Origin of the sequence: Marinobacter zhejiangensis, assembly GCF_900114775.1 — a bacterium.
GTDB lineage: Bacteria > Pseudomonadota > Gammaproteobacteria > Pseudomonadales > Oleiphilaceae > Marinobacter > Marinobacter zhejiangensis.
Genome location: NZ_FOUE01000007.1, coordinates 112,224 through 128,856, shown reverse-complemented (window position 1 = coordinate 128,856; position 16,633 = coordinate 112,224). Strand labels below are relative to the sequence as shown.

18 protein-coding genes and 1 pseudogene are annotated in these 16,633 nt (G+C 57.1%); 9 read left to right on the top strand and 10 right to left on the bottom strand.

Annotated features, from left to right (window positions below; genetic code table 11):
• A pseudogene (locus tag BMZ67_RS18685) lies at positions 1–221 on the bottom strand (hypothetical protein); the annotation flags it as partial.
• Between the two features lie 243 nt (positions 222–464).
• Here BMZ67_RS18685 and BMZ67_RS17900 point away from each other — a divergent pair.
• From BMZ67_RS17900 to BMZ67_RS17885, 4 genes are all read left to right on the top strand, one after another.
• Positions 465–1,868 carry a hypothetical protein gene (locus tag BMZ67_RS17900; RefSeq protein ID WP_092026587.1) on the top strand — a complete coding sequence of 468 codons (1,404 nt, stop codon included), beginning with the start codon at positions 465–467 and terminating at the stop codon, positions 1,866–1,868.
• 337 nt (positions 1,869–2,205) lie between these two features.
• A complete protein-coding gene (locus tag BMZ67_RS17895; protein ID WP_092026584.1) occupies positions 2,206–3,402 on the top strand; it encodes a thrombospondin type 3 repeat-containing protein in 1,197 nt (398 codons plus the stop codon).
• Positions 3,403–3,535: 133 nt separating this feature from the next.
• Positions 3,536–4,507: an AraC family transcriptional regulator gene (locus tag BMZ67_RS17890; protein WP_092026581.1), complete on the top strand. Its 972-nt coding sequence runs from the start codon at positions 3,536–3,538 to the stop codon at positions 4,505–4,507.
• Positions 4,508–4,698: 191 nt separating this feature from the next.
• Positions 4,699–5,130: a PACE efflux transporter gene (locus BMZ67_RS17885; protein WP_092026579.1), complete on the top strand. Its 432-nt coding sequence runs from the start codon at positions 4,699–4,701 to the stop codon at positions 5,128–5,130.
• Here BMZ67_RS17885 and BMZ67_RS17880 read toward each other — a convergent pair whose 3' ends face one another.
• The 4 genes from BMZ67_RS17880 to BMZ67_RS17865 form a co-directional block, all read right to left on the bottom strand.
• Positions 5,131–5,427: an antibiotic biosynthesis monooxygenase family protein gene (locus BMZ67_RS17880; RefSeq protein ID WP_092026576.1), complete on the bottom strand. Its 297-nt coding sequence runs from the start codon at positions 5,425–5,427 to the stop codon at positions 5,131–5,133.
• A 62-nt stretch (positions 5,428–5,489) separates the two neighbouring features.
• Complete coding sequence (locus BMZ67_RS17875; protein ID WP_092026573.1) at positions 5,490–6,521, bottom strand: NAD(P)H-dependent flavin oxidoreductase; 1,032 nt, start codon at positions 6,519–6,521, stop codon at positions 5,490–5,492.
• Between the two features lie 50 nt (positions 6,522–6,571).
• Positions 6,572–7,006, bottom strand: coding sequence for a hypothetical protein (locus BMZ67_RS17870; RefSeq protein WP_245750030.1), 435 nt, complete (start codon positions 7,004–7,006; stop codon positions 6,572–6,574).
• Positions 7,007–7,114: 108 nt separating this feature from the next.
• A complete protein-coding gene (locus BMZ67_RS17865) occupies positions 7,115–7,732 on the bottom strand; it encodes a LysE family translocator (protein WP_092026570.1) in 618 nt (205 codons plus the stop codon).
• A gap of 127 nt (positions 7,733–7,859) precedes the next feature.
• On the opposite strand from BMZ67_RS17865, the gene BMZ67_RS17860 reads away from it, so the two are divergent.
• Entirely contained in the window at positions 7,860–8,363 is a 504-nt protein-coding gene (locus BMZ67_RS17860; RefSeq protein ID WP_092026566.1) for a GNAT family N-acetyltransferase, read from the top strand.
• Between the two features lie 119 nt (positions 8,364–8,482).
• Complete coding sequence (locus BMZ67_RS17855) at positions 8,483–8,929, top strand: rhodanese-like domain-containing protein (RefSeq protein WP_092026563.1); 447 nt, start codon at positions 8,483–8,485, stop codon at positions 8,927–8,929.
• On the opposite strand, the gene BMZ67_RS17850 is transcribed toward BMZ67_RS17855, so the two are convergent.
• Entirely contained in the window at positions 8,917–9,543 is a 627-nt protein-coding gene (locus BMZ67_RS17850) for a cysteine peptidase family C39 domain-containing protein (RefSeq protein ID WP_092026559.1), read from the bottom strand. The two genes, BMZ67_RS17855 and BMZ67_RS17850, sit on opposite strands and share 13 nt — an antisense overlap.
• Before the next feature lie 130 nt (positions 9,544–9,673).
• On the opposite strand from BMZ67_RS17850, the gene BMZ67_RS17845 reads away from it, so the two are divergent.
• The gene (locus BMZ67_RS17845; protein WP_092026556.1) at positions 9,674–10,405 is read left to right on the top strand and encodes an SDR family oxidoreductase; all 732 of its coding nucleotides are present in this window, start codon (positions 9,674–9,676) and stop codon (positions 10,403–10,405) included.
• A 45-nt stretch (positions 10,406–10,450) separates the two neighbouring features.
• Here the strand turns inward: BMZ67_RS17845 and BMZ67_RS17840 are convergent, their stop codons facing one another.
• The 4 genes from BMZ67_RS17840 to BMZ67_RS17825 form a co-directional block, all read right to left on the bottom strand.
• A complete protein-coding gene (locus BMZ67_RS17840; RefSeq protein WP_217642521.1) occupies positions 10,451–11,338 on the bottom strand; it encodes a prenyltransferase in 888 nt (295 codons plus the stop codon).
• A 168-nt stretch (positions 11,339–11,506) separates the two neighbouring features.
• Entirely contained in the window at positions 11,507–12,826 is a 1,320-nt protein-coding gene (locus tag BMZ67_RS17835) for a mechanosensitive ion channel family protein (RefSeq protein WP_245750029.1), read from the bottom strand.
• A gap of 227 nt (positions 12,827–13,053) precedes the next feature.
• The gene (locus BMZ67_RS17830; RefSeq protein ID WP_092026547.1) at positions 13,054–13,521 is read right to left on the bottom strand and encodes a hypothetical protein; all 468 of its coding nucleotides are present in this window, start codon (positions 13,519–13,521) and stop codon (positions 13,054–13,056) included.
• Between the two features lie 112 nt (positions 13,522–13,633).
• Complete coding sequence (locus BMZ67_RS17825) at positions 13,634–14,032, bottom strand: hypothetical protein (protein WP_139214405.1); 399 nt, start codon at positions 14,030–14,032, stop codon at positions 13,634–13,636.
• A gap of 107 nt (positions 14,033–14,139) precedes the next feature.
• Between BMZ67_RS17825 and BMZ67_RS17820 the strand changes: the two genes are divergently transcribed.
• Entirely contained in the window at positions 14,140–15,417 is a 1,278-nt protein-coding gene (locus BMZ67_RS17820; protein ID WP_092026541.1) for a bifunctional O-acetylhomoserine aminocarboxypropyltransferase/cysteine synthase, read from the top strand.
• A gap of 153 nt (positions 15,418–15,570) precedes the next feature.
• Positions 15,571–16,608, top strand: coding sequence for a lipoyl synthase (lipA, locus tag BMZ67_RS17815; RefSeq protein WP_092026538.1), 1,038 nt, complete (start codon positions 15,571–15,573; stop codon positions 16,606–16,608).
• Positions 16,609–16,633 lie beyond the last annotated feature (25 nt).

Here is a 16,633-nt window from a genome sequence, read left to right as displayed (position 1 = left end):
AACCGGCAGCGACCACACTCATTCAACGGTGGCATTTCTCCGGTTGCTGCCGAGGAAAAACTTAAAATACTGTCCGGGATTAGTTGACCACTACATAGAAACTTAAGATAGTTCGCCTTACTCACCCGTATAGCCCGGCCTTCAAACTCTCCATCGTCGAAAAATAGAGTCTGCAGAGCCAAACCTTCGACTTCGCGATCAACCTTGAGCTTATTTAACATTGAACCTCCTCAAACATCCGTGCTGCGGGAACATCTTGCCTATCAGGTCCACCCGCTCTGCAATGCACTGAATTATGCTTAATACACCAATGTCTTCGCATCGGTTTGGCTTCGAGTAACGGTCAAGTGGCTAGACCAAAGGTGACATAGGCATACAAAGTCACGTAAATTTAAGGCCTTAGGAGATGGCGCTCGGTTCAAACACGTCAAACCGTAGGCAAGCAGCGTCAAGGATGACGGTATATGAATTCAATGTACGAGTGGCTCTACTTAATTGGTGTTCTCTATGTTTTTTTCAAAGCAGGGCAGGCGATCTATCAACAGGTCATCTGGAGACGGAGTAGAACGTCTCAGCGTAATGCGGCCACAGAATTTAAAGCCAACAATGTACCAGTCAGTCGACTCGAAGCTAAGAACATCACTTCGTTGGCGAGAGTTCTCTGGAACGAATCGTTAAATGGTGCGGTAACTAACGAAGTTTTTCACAAAGAAGACATTGACCCACAAGTCTACCGGGTTTTCGATTTTGACATCACCAAGAAGAACTGGCTGTCCAGCAATACAGCTGTCAGCGTAAGCAATACCTTGAATGGGTTTGAGTTCTTTATACCAAGCATGGCTCGCCGGTGGCTGTACAACACCAAACCTGAAAGCATAGACATCGTCTTCTACAAAGACATTGCCATTCTCGTTGGCGCTGCCAATGAACTCGACCTCTTCCGGGAAAGAAAGGCTCGTGTAGCCCTTGTCCCGGGTTTGAGGGCCAGACAAACAACGCTAGAAACCTGGTACGAAGCACCGGCAAGCTGTGCTGATTTTGACGTTACACCGATTAACGGGCGTGGGCTAATCCGTGCAATAGAAGGCGACACAATGGTGCTATTCGTAAATGGCGATCAGGTAGATGTCCATTTGTTCGTTATCGGTTCAATAGGCATTTTCTCAGGGATCTGTGCACTTTTTGGAGCGGCAATTGTAATGGATACATCCCTGCCCTCCTTTCTATCCAGGCTCAGTTTCCTTGAAAACTTTTTGATTCTCCTGCCTGTGTTCTGGGCAATCTTGCTCGCCCTGTTTCACTCCCGCCAACATTTCAAATTCCAGCATAAGACCATCATCTTCCTGAATCGGAAAACCTCCGAAGTCTTGCTGAAACTACCAGGAGTGCCCGAGCTAAAGTCGGTACCTTGGGACAAGCTAATGGTGCGGGTAAGCGGTCAGCCTGGCTATTTCACCGGAAGCCCATTCTCCACAGATAACAACAAAGTAGATTTTTTCTCTCAGGATGACCCGTACCACTCAACTGCTGAGTTTTCCGCAGATTCACTTCATGAAGGGCTGGGGCTATGGAAGACAATATCTATGTTCATGGATGGACAAATTGACAGTGCTATGGAGATCAAGCCTTGGGGAGATGAGTACGAACGAGGGGACCCGCAGAAAGACGGGCTCTATCTCCTCAAAAGACGAATAAAGACCACATTTCCAACACTTTCATTACCTGCCAAAGCCCTCCATTTTTGCCTGTTTCTGCTTACCTTGGGGCCATTGCCCTATATTGTGGCCAAAAGAGTTTCAGATAGCCGAGTAAGGCAGGCTTTTGTTATCAAGTCTAAGTATCTCAACTCGTCAGACCCAAGACGCTAATTTGCAACACCCGTCCGCCTTTCACGTTCCTTTTCTCCTGCGCTCAAATAGGAAGCAGTCAGCCAGGTTCTAAACCAAGAGTTTGCCATGAAGCTTTTAGTTTCCTCATACCCAACGAATTGCTGGTGCTCTCTTCGGGTGAGGCCCCCCAAACGCGGGAGTGGTTTGTAACGTGCTGAGCTTAGGTTGTGACCTTAAGGCTTGGGCCCAGGGATGGCGATTAAGATGAATTGATAACTTTTCGCAATATCATATAAAAAAAGACTCGAACCCTCTGAGGCTCTGTCGCTAACCTAACTCATTCTAATAATTAGCATTCGGATGTTTCAGAGGATTCATGAACAACTCAGCCGCATTGTGGACACTGCCACTGGCCCTCACCCTGGCCGCCTGTAATGTCGATGTCAGTACAACGGAAGTGACATCCGGGCAACCCGATTCCGAGACACCGACCCCGGTGAAGGATTTTGACTCAGACGGTGTGGCGGATAGCACCGATAACTGTCTGCTGGTGCCCAATGCCGACCAGGCAAACAGCAATGGCGACGCCTTGGGGGATGCTTGCGACATCGACACACCGGTGGTGGAAGGCAAGTACCAGCTGACCATCTACCATGAGCTCGGTAGTGAGTACCTCGATGCGGCCAGTGGCGTGTGTGTCAGTGCGACGGACAGCCCGTTCACCGTTGATGTTCTGGTGAAAGGCAGCCAGGTGTTTCTCTCGGAAGAAGGGGGGGAGCGGCGGTTCTATGGCATCGCTGACACCAGCGGCAACCTGGAGGTGTTTACCCATCCTGAGGGGCAGTTCGCAGCAACCAACGGATACTTCTCGGAAGGCACCCGGCGCATTACCTTCGATTACAGCGACCAGCAATCCAGCAAGGACGGCACGGTTTCCTGCAACATCGCCGCCCGGGTCGAAGCCAATTTCAATTACGCCACCTCCCTGATCGCGCCTGCGGCCATGGTGCCTCCGGGGCTGAGTCCGGGCGATACCTTCTACATTGTATTCGTAACCTCTGCCGGGACCGTTGCCAATCTCAGTGTCGATGGCTTTAACCTGTTCGTCAACGATGTTGCGGACGGTTCGAGTCTGAAGGGAACCGATAACGGCGACCTCCAGTGGAAAGCCATCTTAGGGCATGACGACGGCACCATTCAGGGTGAAAACCTGTTCTCGGTCGGCAGCGCCAGCCCTATCTACAACCTCAATGGTGACCGCGTGGCCAACAACGCCTCGGATTTTTTCAACGGCGGCATGCTAAACCCCATCGAATACGATGAAACGGGAACCAGTCTTGGCGATGTGGACGTCTCTGTTGGTTTGACCCAAACCGGAAGCAACCTCATCGTCCAGGGCGACCAGACCCTCGGGGGCAACGATTCCCAAAGTGATGGTTGCTCCCTAGGCCGTTCGGGAAGGATTAACTCACAAGCCTTCGCCATGAGAGCGAGCAGCGACGACTTCTGCGATTCGATCCCATTCCCCCTGTACTCGGTATCGCCACTGCTGGAGGTGCCATCAGCCCCTTAAGCGCCGCCGGAAAGCTAACACCCCAGCGCCAGGCCTTATGGCATGTCACTGGGGTGGTGTTCGAGAAGACGTTATGATGAGGCAAGGCGACCCAACGAGGGGTGGCCGCCAATACGGATGTTGATGACTGCTTATGCCAGACCGCCACGATTTATCCCGCACCACTTCTGAGAGCCTGCCCACCCACAAGATCGATATGGCGGGGGGCAGCTTATTTGAAGTTCCGGGGGTTCGTGGCCGCATGGAACGGCTGGAATTTCCGAGTGGTCTTACGCTCTACCGGCTGGAGTTTGAAGCCCTGGAGGACTGTGCCCTGCAGATGCAAGGGCGCTTTGATGAGCCCTGGATTGGCAGCGCCTTTCATATTCAGGGACGGTCGAAGATGGTGCTGCCCAATGGCCAATCCCATCGGCTGGACCCGGAGGTGGCCTTGCTGATGCGGGTGGATTCCTCCGGCACCTGCTTTCATTTGAAGGCAGGCGAACTGGTGCGACATATCGGTGCCGCGACCACGTTAAGGGCGCTGTCCCAAAGGTATGGTGGCACCCTACCGGAGGATCTGGGCGACTTTATGTCAGCGTATGGCAGTGCCTGCCACATCAGCGCCGTCTCCCCTTCATCGCGGTTGAGAAACCTGGCCTCGCTGTTATTCACTCCGCAAACGGATGGCAGTTGCCGCAACCTGATGCTGGAGGGCTATGCGGGGGTGTTCCTGGCAGAAACCATCGAGCTGCATTGCTCCGAGCCGGAGCCTCGGCCAGTCTTTGCACTTTGGGAAGAGCAGGCCCTGGCAGACCTGCTTCAATGGATTAAACGTTCGCTGGCACAGCCTCTCTCTGTACCTGCATTGGCGGAAAAAGCCGGTTTAAAGGACAGCAGACTGGACCAGCTGTTCCGCCACACCCTGGACAAGAGCTGTGCGGAATTTATTCGACATGAACGGATGGACCTCGCCCATACCTTGCTCAGGGATGGCAACCATCCGGTCAAGGCTGTGGCCGCGCGCTCTGGCTACAACCACGTCAGTAATTTCTCCCGAGCCTATAAAGCCCACTATGGCGAGACGCCAGCAAGAACGCTTCGCCGAGCCCAAACCGGGCGATAATTCGCTCAGTGGCGCAGATAGCCGTTGCCCAGCCATCGGGCACCCCCATCAGTGGAAACCGAAGCAACGAGAAAACACGGCTGGTTTTTTGATAGGCTAAGCTTCTGCTTTTGGTAAGTAACTCTTTTGGGGACGACCCCACCCTTCCTGGGAACTGAGCGCGGGACGACCCGCCTTCATGTGACTTCGCTATGAGAACCACGAAAGACAGAATCCGTCAGGCCGTGATGTTTGAAGCCATTGGCCTTCTGCTGTCCATTCCCCTGGCTGCACTGACCTTTGGCCTGGACCTCGGCAAGACCAGCGTGCTCGGTGTGATTGGGGCCACGATGGCAACGGTTTGGAACTACCTCTTCAACCTGATGTTTGACCACGCCCTGAAAAAAATCTCTGGGTCGACACGCAAGTCCATCAAGGCAAGGTTCGTTCACGCCGTCAGTTTTGAATTCGGGTTGATGCTGGCCTTCCTGCCCGTGATTGCCTGGTGGATGGGGGTTGGCCTGTTTGAGGCCCTTGTGATCGACATTGCGTTTGTCGTCTTTTACCTGGTGTATGCCTTCGTCTTTACCTGGACCTACGACCTCGTGTTTCCAGATAACAACGAAGGGACGGTTACGCGATAGTCACCGGGTAAAGTCGTCGATTTCATCGTATACGGTGGCGGATATGCGTTCGCCCAGCGCTCGCATATCCGCCATCTGCTGCGGGTTTGCCGCTCCCCAAAAGGCTTTCCAGTGCGCCATGGACTCCCACTTTGCCACGGTCATCACGTCGGTTTGATCGTCGGGGCTACGCAGCATGAAGCTCCCCAACGCGCCAGGCACCGTTTCATGAATCGTGTTGGTGGTGCGGCTCCATACCTTCTGGAACTCCGCAAACTGCGCATCCTGTACTTTCCAGCGATAGACTACCCGGATCACAGATCACTCCTTATTGTCGCTGCCTTGAATGATTGCCTTGCGAAAATAGCCTGCGGCGGGGGCTAAAGCCCGGCGGCCAAATTTCGGGTCAGTTCCGCCGCGGGTATTTCCTCGCACCCTGCCGCATTCTGGCCAGACCACAGTGGCGAGAAGTCGCCCGAGCCCTGGCTTTCCGCCCGGGCTCGCAAGGGGGCAATGGCAGAGGTTGCCAATGGGAATTCGGGCGCAGCGTTACTGATGGGTCCAAGCTCCCGGATGATGCGGTTTACGATGCCCCGGGCCGGACGACCGGAGAAGACGTTGGTGATGGCGGTATGGTCAGCGGCCGCGCTTTTCAGGGCAGCCCGGTGGACAACGCTGGTGGTGGCTTCGGGACAAAGCAGGTAGGCCGTCCCGACCTGGACACCTGCAGCGCCAAGCGCCAGCGCGGCCGCCACCCCATTTCGGTCGGCAATGCCACCGGCGGCAATCACCGGGACCTTCACCGTTTGCACAAGTCGCGGAACCAGCGCGAACGTGCCCACCTGGGTGGTCAGGTCGTCTGACAGGAACATGCCCCGGTGGCCACCCGCCTCCAGGCCTTGCGCAATGATGCCATCAACCCCCTGCGCTTCGAGCCAACGGGCTTCTTCCACGGTGGTTGCTGATGACAACACCTTCGCCCCCCATCCTTTCACTCGCGCCAGCAAGTCAGCTGAAGGCAAACCGAAATGAAAACTGACCACGGGAGGCCGGAACTCGTCCAATAGGTCGGCCACCCCGGCACTGAACGGGGCACGTCCAGGCCCCTTGGCTATCGCATCACGGTCAATGTCGTGCTCGTTGTAGTACGGTGAGAGTGCGGCTCGCCATGCGTCATCGTCCTCATGGCTCGGTGGCGTATGGCAAAAAAAGTTCAAGTTATAAGGCTTGTCGGTTCCAGCCTTGATGGCTGTCAGCTCTTTACGCAGGTCCTCAGGGCTGAGCATGGCGCAAGGCAATGAACCCAGGCCGCCGGCATTCGACACAGCGAGGGCCAGCGCACTGCCTTGCACGCCCGCCATAGGCGCCTGGATAATTGGAAGCTCAATACCGAGCAGCTGCTGAAGGGTCATTAACGGAACTCCAAGTTGTTTGCTGTTTGCGGGTGGGCCTAACCGGTCACCTAGTCCCAATAAACGGTGTAGACAACGGAACCATCTGCCGGCTCAGGAGCCCTTTCATGCTTACCGTACGGCCACCCCGGCCCAATACCGTCGGCCGCCACGCCGTCTATCCAGCGCTCGACGTCGGCCTGAGGTGCAGATGAGATCACATGGATATTTTCGGCGGCAGGCCAGAGTTCTTCGTCGTCAAGGGCCTCGCGCCACTCATCGTGCATGCCCACATAAACACCTTGAACGTCAGGGCGAGACTCTATCTGTTTGAAGTGCTGATGCAGATCCTTGAGCGCAGGCCGTCCATACCCCCAGGCATTAGGGGCAATGGACTCTTCCTGATCATTTCCAGAAAAGTAGTCGTCCAGGCTGACCACCGGGTAGTGTTCCGGGTCTGCCTCCGATAACGTAACCAGCTTGTCCAGTAACTGTTTTCTCATCATCACATTTCCATCTGTCATGCCGCTGGTGCCACACTCGCGGGTTTCACCCCACCAGGTTGCCACCACATCCGTTGAAACAATGAAGAACTCGCCATGCAAACCGCCAGCCTATGGCTTGGCGATAAGTAACGTTCCCGCGCCAATCATTACCCCACCACCGGCGATTCTGGCACCGCGAACGGCTCTGAGTCCGCCGGTTAATGCCGCCACCTTCTTTGCTGCAAAGACATAGCCCAGCTTAACGCCCCCTACCGCGACCAGCGTCAGGGCAACAATCACCGCTATGTCTGTGGCAGTCACCGTATGCAGGTCGATAAAAGCCGGAAAGAAGCTGGCGTAGAACATGACCGCCTTCACATCACCCAAGGTCAGCACAAGGCCGGAGAAAAAACTTACCGACAGCGAAGAGGAACCACAGCCTTCGCTTTTTGTTTGCAGGGGTGGCTTCGATAGGATCAATGTGGCACCAAACCAAATCAGGTACGCCCCAGCAAGGTACTTGATGACAACAAAGAAGCCCCCCAGTGCATCGGCAACAGCTGCCATCCCCAGCAGCGCCAGACAGACGAAAACCAGGTCTCCGGCGACAATGCCCGCGACAACGGCCACCCCTTGGGCAAAGCCGGCAGTGGCTGCCCGTGTCACCACCAGGGCTACACTGCCACTTGGTACAAGCGCCAGCACCACCATAGCAATAAACAACGCGAACGTATCATAAAGCCCCATAACATTCCCCTGTCGGGCCTTGTTGTTCCGGCTGCGCCCCTCTAATCTGAGCCCTTCAATACACTAGCCCCTGAAGCCCTACCCAAAGCGCTTGAGGGAAACGCTGGAATGGAGATCTTTCGTGAGTATGACCATCAGGGCCATGCGCCGCTCTGACCTGTCCAATGTTCTGGATATCCAGAGTAAATGCTATACGGAGCTTGAGCCAGAGTCGGAAGCCTCGTTTGACACCAAGCTACGACTCTCACCCACCACCTGCTTTGTGGCCTGTGACGAGGGTACCGTGGTTGGGTATCTCATCGCCATACCGTGGGTCTTTGCCAATCCGCCAGCACTCGACGCTGTAGACATCGACGCGCCTCTTGCCGCCGACTGCCTGTACCTGCATGACCTGGCGGTTGCACCTGAAGCCCGAAACTCTGGCGCAGGACGGGCGCTGGTGGACCAGTTTTTCCCACTGCTGAAAGCCCTCCAACTGGAACGCGCCTGCCTGGTGGCGGTTCAATCATCCGCCCCCTACTGGCGCCGGCATGGCTTCCAGACCGTCAGTGAAACGCCATCCCTCGCGGCCAAGCTTGCAAGCTATGGCAGTGGCGCCCAATACATGGAGTACCTGGCACCGCAGGTCTAGTCGGGCAGTTAAAGCAACAATGAATCACGTTTTTGTGCGCAGGGCCTGTACGTCGCCAAAATTCCTGCGCTAAAGTCTGGTTACCGGGTTCGGATAACTTTTAGGAAAGGACTGACAGGATGGCCCAAACCAACACAAAACCGTCACAGCAAGCCTGGCTACCCGCCACACTGTTCGCACTGACCCTGCTGCTGGTGATTGGCTACCATCAGGCTAGTCAGGTCGATTATGACGTCCCGGAGGTCGACATTCCGACTGCGGCCGCGCTGATTGATGCTGGGGCTGTAATTATTGATGTCCGTTCTGAGAATGCCTATGAAGGCCGCCACATTCCGGGGGCCATGTTGGTGCCCCTGGCGGTGCTGCGGGCCGGAATCCCCGCCGAGTTGGAAGGGCTGAAAGAAAAAGAGATCGTCGTGTACTGCAACAAAGGCACACAGGTCGGCCAGGAAGCCACTCACCTTCTCAACCAGGCCGGTTTCGCCCACGCCGTGAACCTGCAATCGGGAATCGGCGGCTGGGCCAACGCGGGGCAGCCGGTGATCACCCGGGATCAGGCTGGGTAACAGCGGATACGTGCCGCAAAGTTGATGTTGTACCACTCTTGGGGCGACAGGACTCGTCGGCTTGGGCTCATTGGCCAGGGGTCCCTGACGGTTGCCTGGGTCACCTGCCGCTCCCCGGCGTTGCTCTCGGTGTAGCTCAGGGCTGTCAGTACCGTCGCATGCCCCAAGGCGCCAACAATCAGCGGGCTGTTTCCAGACAGGTCATTGATAGCCGTATTCACATTCGCGGTTACGGCGTCGCCCACCGCCGTGAACCGGCGCCCGGAAAGATCAACATACGTGCGGTTCAAGGCCCGGAGAATCTGGTCCGGATAGCCCGGCATATCCACCAGGCGCCCCCAGGTCTGCTCCACCAGCAGCTCCTGCGGCAGGTTGTAACCGTATACCCGAAACATCATTTGAATGCAGGCCGCCCAGCACCACTGGCTGCTTTTCTGGCGGGCCGCCACAAATCGCAGCACATCACTTCGAATGCCTACCGTGCAATTCCTGATGGCATAGCCATTCGGGTAAACCAGCGGAGCGGAGCACTCGCCGGCAGCGAATGCCGCAGGAGCCATTGCCACTCCCACGGCACCAGCCCCGAGGCCAGCCAGAAATTGTCTTCGGTTCATAGGCCTGTCCTTACCTCATCCGGTGTATTCATTCGTTCCAGCACTGCAAAGGTATGACACTCTTGCCCCTTTTTACAACGGCTCCCTGGGCCGGCCGTCTAAACTGTCAACAGAGCAGGAGGAACCCACCATGAACAAAGTCGTCATTGTCACCGGCGGTAGCCGTGGTATCGGAGCGGCAACGTCCCGGTTGTTGGCTTCCCGCGGATACGCCGTGTGTGTGAACTACCGGTCCCGGGCGCAGGAAGCCGCAGCCGTGGTGGACGCCATTCAGGCTCAGGGCGGCCGGGCCTTCGCGCATGCAGGCGACGTATCGGTGGAGGCAGACGTGATGAGGATGTTTGATGCCACAGAGCAGGCCTGGGGCGCCGTCACCCACCTGGTCAACAATGCCGGGGTCCTGTTTCACCAGGCCCGCTTGGCCGACATCAGCCTGGAACGATTCCAGACTGTGATGACAACGAACCTCACCAGTTGCTTCCTGTGCTGTCGGGAGGCCATCCGGCGCATGAACAACGGTGGGGGCATCGTCAATGTGTCCTCCATGGCAGCGCGCCTGGGCTCACCGAATGAGTACATCGACTACGCCGCATCCAAAGGTGCCATCGATACCCTGACCACCGGCCTGGCGCTGGAAGTGGCGGGCCAGGGCATTCGGGTGAATGCGGTGCGTCCGGGGCTTATCCATACCAGCATTCACGCCGATGGCGGCGAACCCGGCCGGATAGAACGGCTGGCCCCGAACATTCCGCTGCAACGAGGGGGGCAACCAGAAGAAGTGGCCTCGGCGATTGCTTGGCTGCTGTCCGACGAGGCGTCGTACATTACGGGTGCTTTTATTGACGTTGCCGGAGGGCGCTAGTAGCGGCGGCCACTGCCGCCTGACCTACCAGTCTCGCTCTCCAACCTAAGCCCGCACCAACAACGCCACACCAAGCACCAGCGGCGTGACCACCGCCGCCACTACGTTCAGCCCCATAAACGGAAGCAGGCGGCGGATGTCGCCACCAAACCGGCTCACCCCAGACAACGCCACGATGCCAGCAGCCATCGGTAGCAAGGCGATGGCCGCAACCGGTGGCAAAACACCAAAGACAACTCCCAAGCCCAGCACCAGGAAAGCGGCAAACAGGAACCCGCCATAGACCCAGGCGCTGGCGGTCAGGCCGTAGGCGATTGGGAAGTGATAGCGGCCCACCTGCTTGTCGGCCTCAATGTCCGGAAACTGGTTCATCAGCAAAAGATTGTTCACCAGAAAGAATGGCACCAGGGATACATAGGCCGCCTGCTGGCTGTACTCTCCAGTCAGCGCAAAATGCGTTCCCACGACAATCAGTGGACCAAAGGCCAGCCCCGGTGCGACCAGGCACAGCCATGGCTGACGGTTCAGCCATTGGGTGTAGGTCAGGATAATCACAATACCCAGCCCCCCCAGCGGAAGTATCGCCAGCCCATGGCGCAGGACCAGGTAGCTACCAACCGCCAGCGTGACGGCCAACGACAAGTACGCCGCGACCTTTACCGCATTGGCAGAGTCCGGGTGCTGTACCAGGGAACCACTCCCCCCACTGAACGGAGTCCGGTCGGTCAGCGCATCCAGGCCGCTGTGGTAATCCTGGTATTCGTTCAGGCTGTTCACACTGATGTGTGCAGCTACCGCTCCGACCAGCACCACCGCAATATCCAACAGGTTCACAGGCACACCGGTCGCCAGCGTGGTGGCCACACCCAGCAATACACACGCCGGCGCCAACACCAGAAAAGGCAACCGCATCGACATCAGAACCGCATTCACCATCATCCTCCTTGTTGTTTGCTCAGGTCACCCCACGCACTCTCCCCGGTAAACCCAAGGCACTCTCCCCAGTAAACCCAAGGCACAGCGCCACAGAGTACCCGGTCAGCCGCAGCAGGACATTGGCCCCGGTCAATCGTTGGCAACAAGGATCCTCAGCAGACTGTGTCAGTCGTTCGGGTTCTGAACCGCTTGAGTGGGAGGGTAAATGCGCAGGTCCCGTTGCGGGAACGGTATCTCAATGCCGTTACCTTGCAGGGTCTCCAGTATGATCAGCAACAGGTCGCCGCCGACCCGGTTTTTGCCGTCATCGATACCTTCGATCCAGAATTCAACGAACATGTTGATGCCGTTGTCACCAAAGCTGTCAATTTCGCAGTCCGGGCGTTCCTCAAAAGGCAATTCGGGACCACTGAGCACCTGCGGGTGAGTCGCAACCGCTTCTTTAACCAGCTCAACCAGGTTACGCACATCGGTTTTGTACGCCACGGAAAAGTCGACCCGGTATCGCTGTTTGTTGTTCTGGTGGGTCCAGTTGGTAAACGAGGTGGTGATGAACATCTCGTTGGGCACCACAATGTCTTTGCCATCAAACGTCTCCAGTGTTGTGGAGCGCATATTAAGCTTGGTCACGGTTCCGGCCCGCCCATCGTCCAGTTCGATATAGTCCCCCACAGACAGTGACCGATCAAAAATGATGATAATGCCGGAGATGAAGTTGGAGGCAATGGACTGCAATCCGAAGCCCAGACCCACACCAACAGCCCCGCCAAAAACGGCCAGCGCAGTGAGGTTGATGCCCAACAGCTGGAGAAGCAGCAGAATAAAGACAACAAACAGCGCGATTTCAAACAGCTTTGCAACGATCTCCCGGGTGCGGAAATCCAGGGATTGCTGCTTCCGGATGATGGTCTGCCCCGTTGTGTTCGAAATTCGCCCGAGCCAGAACAGCAGCGACCCAAAAATCAGCGCCCGCAGCACTCCATACGCAGAAAGGTCGATGTTTCCGATCGACAATGAAATGGATTCCAGGATTGCGACAATGTCGCCCAGAACACCCGCGACATAAAAAAGCAGTATCGGAATACCCACCCAGCGGAACACGCTGGCAACGAACGAGTTTTTTATCAGGACACTGACAAACGAATAGAAAAACAGCAACAAGGCTATGGCAAAGCCTAGCTGCATGATCCAGTTGCTCTCTAAAACAAACTCGCTGACTTCCAGGGCCGTGCGAAGCAGAACAATGGATATCACGGGAAACAAGAGCTTTCCGCTTCTGTAAGCCAGGTCGTTTAACGGGTTTTCTGAACTTATCGGTGGTGGGGCTTGCAGCCGGGGAAAAAACTTACGCACACGGCCTGCGATGAGATAGGCCATCAGGTAGGCAATAAGGATGGCCACGATCTGAGCGTAGGTTTCAGGCCGCACCAGAACTTCCAGAAGAAATTGAAGTTTGGCATCGAACTCATCGATTAATTTGTCCAAGCTCATGCTTCCATCAGAGGATATCAACCAGCACCGAATGAGCACGCAACGATTTGATAATAAAAGCTTTAACTTAACAGCCCCGGTTCTACTCTTTCTTTACCTAGTGTAGACCATTCAAACTTTACCAGTAGTCCACAGCAAGGAAGCATGCACCCGGGTCTAACCAGCAGGTACAAAAAAGCTCCCCGCAGGGAGCTTTCTGTAGCACTGGGTCCGGCTGACGATCAGTCCCAGAAATTCCACCAGGCCTTGGAGTGCTCCTGCTTGGACTCCTGTCCCTGCTCACTGCCGCGCTCTCCCGGGTTCACATCCGAGCTTCCGGCATTGGCAGGACGACCACTCTGGCCATTCGCCGCCCGCTCCATGTCGTCACGATGACGCTCCATCCGAGCCTCACCCTGCTCACGGCGGGACTCCATTTCGTCTTCAGCGTGCTCACGGCGCTGTTCCATGTCGCGCTGACCACGGGCAGCCGCTTCTTCACCCTGTTCACGCATCTGGTCAGCCTGCTGGCGTCGCAGCTCAGCCTCTTCCCGCATTTGTTCATGCTGCTGATTACCTGCCTGCCGATGATTGGCGCCAGGGTTGTTTTCGTCATTCTTACCGACCGCGGCAGCCTGCCCTGCCATCAGAACAGCACCTGTCAGCAGAAGGGTACGGGCAGTCAATGACTGTTTGGTTGTCTTGATCATCGGTCTTCCTCTTGATTGCTAATGACTCGAATGCCGTCAACATACACCAACCACGGTTGCAGGAGGCCCAAGGTTCCATGAATTTTCGGTAGGGTTGCCCAGTTGACACTCATTATGGCTCTGGCATCGGACGGTATTGCTCCCGCCGCCAGACCCTGCAATCCCCGGAAACCTGAGGCCGCTCCCCACTCTGGATTTCCCGTTGCTGGCGCTGGCACCGAATCGCCTGGTTCTGAGGGCTTGCGGGCAAACCGGTGCGGGGCGGTTCATTTGCCGGCGGGGCTGCCCGGGAGCGATCCAGCATTTCCTGCTGGGCCTGGCGCTGCTGACTACGCACCTGATCCTGAATCTGTTGCATCGAACTGTTGCCCGGCGCGCCCGCAGGATTGTGAACCGGGTAGCGTGGGGCCGCCTCAGCCCACTCGGCCACGGCGCTCATTGCCATGACCAAAGGGACAATCATCAGCGCTTGACCATAAGTACTGCGACCGGTTTTCGCACACCTGACCATATCTCCCTCCTCGGGTTCTGTTTTGCCCATGCCTTGCGGCCGATGCCTATGGCATACTCCTGAACGCCTACAACGTAACCGACAAATAACGAATTAAGGATAACCCCATGAGACCGGAAACCCTGGCCCTGCATGCTGGCTTCAGCAGCGACCCCACCACCAAGGCCGCGACTACCCCGATCTACCAGACCACGTCCTATACCTTCGACGACACCCAGCACGGTGCGGATCTGTTTGATCTCAAAGTTCAGGGCAACATCTATACCCGTATCATGAACCCCACCAATGCCGTTCTGGAAGAGCGCATGGCCCAGCTAGAAGGCGGCATAGGTGCTTTGGCCGTCGCGTCCGGTATGGCCGCCATCACCTATGCCCTGCAGACCATCTGCACCGTTGGCAACAACATCGTCAGCACCAGCCAGCTCTATGGCGGAACCTACAACCTGCTGGCCCATTCGCTGCCGAATCAAGGCATCACTACCCGTTTCGTGCCCCACAATGACTTCGCCGCCCTTGAGGCCGCCATCGACGACAACACCCGCGCCCTGTTCTGCGAGTCTATTGGCAACCCGGCCGGCAACGTCGTGGACATCCAGCGCTGGGCCGAGATTGCCCATCGTCATGGCATTCCCCTTATTGTGGACAACACCGTGGCCACTCCGTTCCTCTGCCGCCCGTTTGAACACGGCGCAGACATTGTGATCCACTCGCTGACCAAGTACATCGGCGGTCACGGCACCACCGTTGCCGGCATCGTGGTGGATTCCGGAAAATTCGACTGGGCTGCCCAGAAAGACAAGTTCCCCATGCTGAACCAGCCAGACCCGTCCTACCACGGTGTGGTCTATACCGAAGCCCTGGGCGCAGCCGCATTCATTGGCCGCTGCCGGGTCGTACCCCTGCGCAACACCGGCGCGGCACTCGCGCCCTTCAACGCATTCCTGATCATGCAGGGCCTTGAAACCCTGGCACTGCGGATGGAGCGTCACTGCGACAACGCCCAGAAAGTGGCGGAGTTCCTGGCCAGCCACCCCAGTGTCGAGTGGGTCAATTACGCCGGTCTGGCAGACAGCCCTTACCGGGAGACCTGTCAGAAGATCTGCGGCGGCAAAGCTTCGGGCATCCTCAGCTTCGGCATCAAAGGTGGCCGCGAGGCCGGCGCCCGTTTTATCGACGCACTGCAACTGATCTTCCGTTTGGTCAACATTGGCGACGCCAAGTCGCTGGCCTGTCACCCGGCGACGACAACCCATCGCCAGCTCAGCCCGGAGGAGCTGCGCAGCGCTGGCGTGAGCGAAGACCTGGTTCGGCTGTCCATTGGCATCGAACACGTGGATGACATCCTGGCGGACATCAACCAGGCCCTGGAGGCCGCCAACGCCTGATTCCAGTACTCCCGAAGTTCCCGCCCCCGTCCGGATGCGACCAATGTCGCACCGGTGCGGGGGCCGTGATTGTCCCTACTTTGCTTGTATCCGGGCGCCCCTCGCATTAACCTTGAAGACTCCCCTCCGTCCTGTCACAAGAGTCCGGTCTTCATGAGCGACAGCGCGAAATCCCGCGTCAGCAGTGGTAGCAAGTTCCAGAGCGACCACGGCATTTCTGCCATCAAAGATGGCATCAAGAAATCCCACCATGCCGATACCCCCGTTGGCCGCAAGCCCAAGTGGCTGAGAGCCCGGATGCCCGGTGGTGAGCGCTATGACGCCGTGCGCCGCAATGTTTCCGAACACCGCCTCAGTACCGTATGCCAGGAGTCCCACTGCCCTAACATTGGCGAGTGCTGGAACAGTGGCACGGCAACGATCATGGTGATGGGTTCTGTGTGCACCCGTGCCTGCAAGTTCTGCGCAGTGGACACCGGCAACCCCAAAGGCTGGCTTGACCCGGAAGAACCGGAAAACACCGCCAAGTCGGTGGAGCTGATGGGGCTGCGCTATATCGTTCTGACCTCGGTCGACCGGGATGACCTGGACGATGGTGGCGCTGCCCATTACGCCGCTTGCGTGTCCGCTATCAAAGCTCGCACCCCGGAAGTGGCGGTGGAAGCCCTGACCCCAGACTTTGATGCCGTCATGGCCAATGTCGAGCTGGTGGTGGATTCCGGGCTCGACGTGTTCGCCCAGAATGTGGAAACAGTGGAACGGTTGACCCATCGCGTCCGCGACCCCCGCGCCGGCTACCAGAAAACCCTGAGCGTGCTGGCCCATGCCAAAAAGCACCGCCCGGACATTCTGACCAAGACCAGTTTGATGCTGGGCCTCGGTGAGACCGACGAAGAAATCATCGCCACCATGGACGACCTGCGCGCCATCGGTGTCGACATTCTTACCCTGGGCCAGTACCTGCGCCCAACACCCAACCACCTCCCGGTGGAACGTTACGTGACGCCCGAGGAGTTCAACCGTTACCGCGAGCTGGGCTTGGAAAAAGGCTTCATGGAAGTGCCCTCTGGCCCCATGGTGCGCTCCAGCTACCGGGCCGACCGGGTGTTCGAGAAAAACAATCTGGGTCTGATTACCCCGGACGTGCCTGGCAGTAACGCCCTGCAGATTCCTGTCAAAGTCCTCGATTGAGCAATTGTCAGCGTTTGTAAAACCA

What these genes read in the sequence shown, in the direction of transcription:
- BMZ67_RS17825 (WP_139214405.1), bottom strand. Translation starts at nt 14,032, where the DNA reads ATGGTCAGGTGTGCGAAAACCGGTCGCAGTACTTATGGTCAAGCGCTG.
- BMZ67_RS17845 (WP_092026556.1), top strand. Translation starts at nt 9,674, where the DNA reads ATGAACAAAGTCGTCATTGTCACCGGCGGTAGCCGTGGTATCGGAGCG.
- BMZ67_RS17860 (WP_092026566.1), top strand. Translation starts at nt 7,860, where the DNA reads ATGACCATCAGGGCCATGCGCCGCTCTGACCTGTCCAATGTTCTGGAT.
- BMZ67_RS17830 (WP_092026547.1), bottom strand. Translation starts at nt 13,521, where the DNA reads ATGATCAAGACAACCAAACAGTCATTGACTGCCCGTACCCTTCTGCTG.
- BMZ67_RS17850 (WP_092026559.1), bottom strand. Translation starts at nt 9,543, where the DNA reads ATGAACCGAAGACAATTTCTGGCTGGCCTCGGGGCTGGTGCCGTGGGA.
- BMZ67_RS17875 (WP_092026573.1), bottom strand. Translation starts at nt 6,521, where the DNA reads ATGACCCTTCAGCAGCTGCTCGGTATTGAGCTTCCAATTATCCAGGCG.
- BMZ67_RS17895 (WP_092026584.1), top strand. Translation starts at nt 2,206, where the DNA reads ATGAACAACTCAGCCGCATTGTGGACACTGCCACTGGCCCTCACCCTG.
- BMZ67_RS17885 (WP_092026579.1), top strand. Translation starts at nt 4,699, where the DNA reads ATGAGAACCACGAAAGACAGAATCCGTCAGGCCGTGATGTTTGAAGCC.
- lipA (WP_092026538.1), top strand. Translation starts at nt 15,571, where the DNA reads ATGAGCGACAGCGCGAAATCCCGCGTCAGCAGTGGTAGCAAGTTCCAG.
- BMZ67_RS17855 (WP_092026563.1), top strand. Translation starts at nt 8,483, where the DNA reads ATGGCCCAAACCAACACAAAACCGTCACAGCAAGCCTGGCTACCCGCC.
- BMZ67_RS17900 (WP_092026587.1), top strand. Translation starts at nt 465, where the DNA reads ATGAATTCAATGTACGAGTGGCTCTACTTAATTGGTGTTCTCTATGTT.
- BMZ67_RS17865 (WP_092026570.1), bottom strand. Translation starts at nt 7,732, where the DNA reads ATGGGGCTTTATGATACGTTCGCGTTGTTTATTGCTATGGTGGTGCTG.
- BMZ67_RS17870 (WP_245750030.1), bottom strand. Translation starts at nt 7,006, where the DNA reads ATGATGAGAAAACAGTTACTGGACAAGCTGGTTACGTTATCGGAGGCA.
- BMZ67_RS17890 (WP_092026581.1), top strand. Translation starts at nt 3,536, where the DNA reads ATGCCAGACCGCCACGATTTATCCCGCACCACTTCTGAGAGCCTGCCC.
- BMZ67_RS17820 (WP_092026541.1), top strand. Translation starts at nt 14,140, where the DNA reads ATGAGACCGGAAACCCTGGCCCTGCATGCTGGCTTCAGCAGCGACCCC.